Here is a 5345-nt window from a genome sequence, read left to right on the forward strand (position 1 = left end):
CCTGGTTTTGTTGTCAATGAGTCGTGAATGCGTTCAACTAAAATACCATGATGTTCTTGAGCGTCTTCGCCAATGACAGAAAGCGTTTTAAAATATTTTGGCGTTTTAATGCCCATTTCTCTAAATTTGTTAATCCACTCAACTTCGTTTTTTAACTGCTCAATGTTATCATTTGCTTCTGGATTTTCATTCAGTTGTAAAAATAACAAGTCGGGGTGGTTTTTTAAGGTGTAGGCAGTTTTCGTGGTACCTTCGTTAATAGGCTTACCTATATCCTCATAAGTCAATGAATCTGGGATATTTGAGGCGGTTTTATCACCTAAGCCCAATTTTAGATGATCTAAAACTTTACTAATATTGGCAGAGCTTTGCGTTGTCCAAGTAGATGTGTTACGTCCATAATCCCAACGATGAATGATTTTTTGATCCTTATCGTTCATGGTTTTAGAGCCATCTTCGTTCACTTGAATATCGCCCAATCTGCCTGTAACGCTAGCGCCTCTTAAGTATTCTCGGGTATAAAGTTGCTTGGCGTAATTTTCACTCAGTGCTTTGTTTTTACAGCCCACTAACGCAGCACGATTCAAATAGGCATGACTGCCTGCTGAATCCATCTTGTAGTGTCGCACTAATTTATCGGTGTAATTTGCTAACTTTGCTGCCCCCACTTCTTCCAATTTTTCTGAATGTCCAACAATGTTGAGTCGTACACTAGAATCAGGCGTAAATGCTTTGCCCCTTGGAAAAACCAATTTTCCTTGTCGATTCAGTGTAACAAGAACGCTGGTGTTAGGGTGTTTGTCAAATAACGCTTTGGCGGCATCTCTGGTGACTTTGTCTTCGCCAATGGACAAGATAATGTTGTGCTTGTTTTTGTCATTGCTTTTTAGGTTTAGGGCTTCATAACCCTCAGGCGTGTTGACACGGAAAACAGACTTATCGCTTTCTTCCCAGCTCCGTGTCTTGAGAAAATCAAGACTGTCTTTTCTTAAATCAACACGTTGCTTATTGCTATCATCGGTAATAACTTCTACAGTCTCAAAAACTAAATTTTGACTGTCGTCTGGTTTATGAAAAACTTCTTTTTCACCTGTTGCAAAATCATGGATAACAATAACTTTATTATTCTTTCCTTTTACATCATTTAGTATTTTTTGTTTGAGTACGCCATCGGGTGAGTCCCAGAGTTTCTTATCGATGTAGGTAATGTGGTTGAGTGTTTTGTCGGTAAAGCGCTCGTGGTGTTTTAAAATAACTTCTTTGAACCCCTGTAAGGCATTTAACTGATCCAAATGTTCCTTTTCACTTAAATCAATACCCTGTGGATCCATAATATACAATTGACCATCTTCAGCAATAAGCCCTTGAAAATCTGATACAGACAATGTAGCATTTTTTGCGAATATTTTTTGCAGATGTTGAATGTCTTCTAAAGTTTGATTGTTGCTATTATTAAGTATTTTTAACAGAGAGTCTCCTTTCGGAATCAAACTTTTGTACGATAACATTATATCTTGTGCGCCTTTAATTTTTTGCACGACTAAACCGTGTTTCGTAGTGTTAGATTTATCTATAAATGTGATTTTTTTGTAAAATTTAGGTGTTTTTATACCAAGCGAATCTAGTTTCTTTAAGTGTTTTATTTCTTCTCCAATCTCGCTGGCTTCAAAACCTGAGGTTAATAGCAACACCAATAAATCAGGTCTATCTTTAAAATTATAGGCAGTTTTAAATACACCTTGACCAACAACAGTTTCTATGTCTACTTGATCGCTGTTTAATGTATTTGGGATGTTGTCTGTATCAGATGATCCTTTGGAGTTCGCACCACCAAGTTTCAAACCTTCTAATATTTCCCCCACACGCTTAGACTCTTTAGTTTGCCTGGTAATAACATTTAAATCACCATTCCACTGATAAATCATTTTTTCACCGCCTGTTTCCATGGTTTTGGTGCCATCAGGGTTGATTTGCATGTCGCCTTTTCTGCCGGTTATTTCAGCAGTTTTTAGCGCTGGTATATTATCATAAATCATTTTGGCAAAGTTCTTGGTTAGACCTTGCTTGATGTTGGTAGTATCACAACCTACTAAGGCAATGCGTTCAAAATAAGTATCGTTATTGGCGTAAGTAGTATGAATTTGTTTGACTTTATCAAACAACTCCGCCATGCCATTTTCACCATTGGCAAAATTTTCTCCATGATCAACAAAATTAAGTCGGACATTGCCTTTGGGGGTGTAAATCTCATTGTCTGATGTGACCAATTTATTATTGTCATCAAAATAAACAATAATACTGCTTTCAGGGTGTTTATTGGCAAGGGATTGGGCGGCTTTGACGGCGGCTTCGCTGTTGCCGTTTTGAACGATAATGTTGCTTTGATAGTTGCTGAAATTTTCTTTTAGTGCGTGACGAAAAACCATATCACTGGACACTTTGGGGTTGCCCCTTATTAAAGATCTCATTTGAACTTTACTAATAAAGTGATTGCTTTCATCAACCATTACTTCAATTCTATCTATTTTATAGTTGGTTTTTGGCTCGTAAAGCACTTTGGTTGTGCCATCTGAGTCGTAACTCATAACAACAAGGTCTTGTTGTTTTTGTGCTTTGTCTAATAGACTTTTTTCAAATTTTGGATCGCCCTCCAACATTTTCTTGCTAACAAAAATGGCGTGCATACCTTTGTTTTGATCAAATTCTTTTAGGGTGCTTAACGATTCATCTCTCCACTTTAACAAATTTTCTATATTCTCTTTCCTGTCTACCTGTGAATAATAAGACAAAACTTCAGACGATGGTGAGTGAATGTTCAATGGATCCATAACATAAAGTTGTCCATCTCTGCCTAATAACATCTGCAAATCACCGATACCTAAATTTGGATACTGATCAAATTTCTGTAATAAATTTTGAATATCGCTTAGCGTTTTGGCTGTTGTGCGCCCCTTTGGAATAGGCAGCCGTCCTGGTTTTACCAATACTGAGCTATGAATGCGTTCAACCAAAATACCATGGTGTTCTTGATTATTCTCATCAATCATAGAAATAGTTTTAAAATATTTTGGCGTTTTAATGCCCATTTCTCTAAATTTGTTAATCCACTCAATTTCGTTTGTTAATCGTTCAATTGAAGACGGATTCTCTAATCTTTCATTTAGTTGTAAAAACAACAAATCGGGGTGGTCTTTTAAGGTGTAAGCAACTTTCATGGCACCACGACCAATAGATTCGCCTATATCCTTATGCATCAATGAATCTGGCGTTGTTTCATCATCTAACCCCAATTTTAGATGATCTAAAACTTTAGCAATATTCTTAGAACTTTGCGTTGTCCAAGTAGATCTGTTGCGTCCATAATCCCAACGATGAATGATTTTTTGATCCTTCTCATTCATGGTTTTAGAGCCATCTTCGTTCACATGAATATCGCCCAATCTACCTGTAACACTAGTGTTTCTTAAATATTTTCGAGTGTAAAGCTCTTTAGCGTAACTTTGACTGAGTCTTTCGCTGTTACAACCCACCAAAGCAGCACGATTCAAATAGGCGTGACTGTCTACTGAATCCATTTTGTAGTGTTGCGCTAATTGATCGGTGTAATCTGCTAACTTTGTCGCCCCCACTTCTTCCAATTTTTCTGAATGTCCAATAATGTTGAGTCGTACACTGGAATCAGGCATAAATGCTTCGCCCTCTGGGAAAACCAGTTTNTCTTTAGCGTAACTTTGACTGAGTCTTTCGCTGTTACAACCCACCAAAGCAGCACGATTCAAATAGGCGTGACTGTCTACTGAATCCATTTTGTAGTGTTGCGCTAATTGATCGGTGTAATCTGCTAACTTTGTCGCCCCCACTTCTTCCAATTTTTCTGAATGTCCAATAATGTTGAGTCGTACACTGGAATCAGGCATAAATGCTTCGCCCTCTGGGAAAACCAGTTTACCTTGCTCATCAAGTGTAACAAGGACACTGGTGTTAGAGTGTTTGTCAAATAACGCTTTGGCGGCATCTCTGGTGACTTTATCTTCGCCAATGGACAAAATAATGTTGTGCTTGTTTTTGTCATTGCTTTTTAGGTTTAGGGCTTCATAACCCTCAGCGGTGTTGACACGGAAAACAGAGTTGCTACTTTCTTTCCAGTCATGTTGCTTGGCAAAATCAAGGTATTTATTTTTTAAATCAGCACTTGGAATTATATTGTCACGGCTAATAACTTCAACGGTTGCGAAATCTAGACTTTGACTGTTGCTTGGTTGGTGAATAATATTTTTTTCACCTGTTACAGAATCATAGACAACAATGACTTTGTTATTCTTTTCTTTTGCATCGCTTAGTATTTTTTGTTTTAGCGTCTTATCGGGTGCATCCCAAAGTTGTTTGTCAATATAGACAATATGATCAAGTGTTTTGTCGGTAAAAAGGTTGTGGCGTTCTAAAATATAATGTTCAAATGTTTGCAAGGCATCTAACTGATCCGTGTTACGATTGGCGCTCCAAGGCGATATAACAACACCCATTGGATCTATAACATACAGTTGACCGTCTTCGGCAACAAGCCCTTGAAAATCTGACACACTAAGATTGTTGTTTGATGTAAATATTTTCTGCAAATTTTTAATATCTCTTAGGGTTTGGTCGTTACTACTATCAAGCACTTGCAATAGATGGTTGCTTAGCTGAACCTTTTTTTTGCGCATTAATTTTATATCGTGTGCGCCTTTAATTTTTTGCACAACTAAGCCGTATTGCTTGGTATTAGAATCAGATTCATCAACAAATGTGATTTGTTTATAGCGCTTAGGTGTTTTTATACCAAGTGAATCTAATTTCGTTAGCCATTTTATTTCTTCTTCAATATCAGCGGCTTGATCGTGTGACTTTAATAGCAATACCAATAAATCGGGTTGATTTTTAAAATTGTAGGCAGTTTTATAGGTGCCCGAACCAACGGCAGTTTTTGTATCCACTTGTTTGTTACTTAATATGTCTGGAATGCTGTCTACATCAATGGTATCAGATGAACCTTCAGAATTCGCACCACCAAGCTTCAAGCCTTTTAATATTTCCCCTACGCGCTTAAACTCTTCAGTCTGCTGGGTAACGATATTTAAGTCATCGTTCCACTGATAAATCATCTTTTCACTGCCTGTTTCCATGGTTTTGGTGCCATCAGGGTTGATTTGCATGTTGCCTTTTCTGCCGGTTATTTCGGCAGTTTTTAGCTCAGGTGTGTCGTTATAAATGGCTTTGGCAAAGTCTTGGGTGAGGTTCTGATCAATGCCATCGGTATTACAACCAACCAAGGCGATACGCCCAATGTCGGTGCTGTCGTTGCCGTA

1 protein-coding gene is annotated in these 5345 nt (G+C 37.8%); it reads right to left on the reverse strand.

Annotation, left to right across the window (positions count from 1 at the left end):
* Positions 1 to 5192 (reverse strand): C80 family cysteine peptidase (locus BHECKSOX2_RS09660; RefSeq protein WP_425356623.1); only part of this gene is annotated, 5192 nt, incomplete at its 3' end.
* Between the last annotated feature and the right edge of the window lie 153 nt (positions 5193 to 5345).

The sequence above is a fragment of the thiotrophic endosymbiont of Bathymodiolus puteoserpentis (Logatchev) genome (genome assembly GCF_900127505.1).
GTDB lineage: Bacteria > Pseudomonadota > Gammaproteobacteria > PS1 > Pseudothioglobaceae > Thiodubiliella.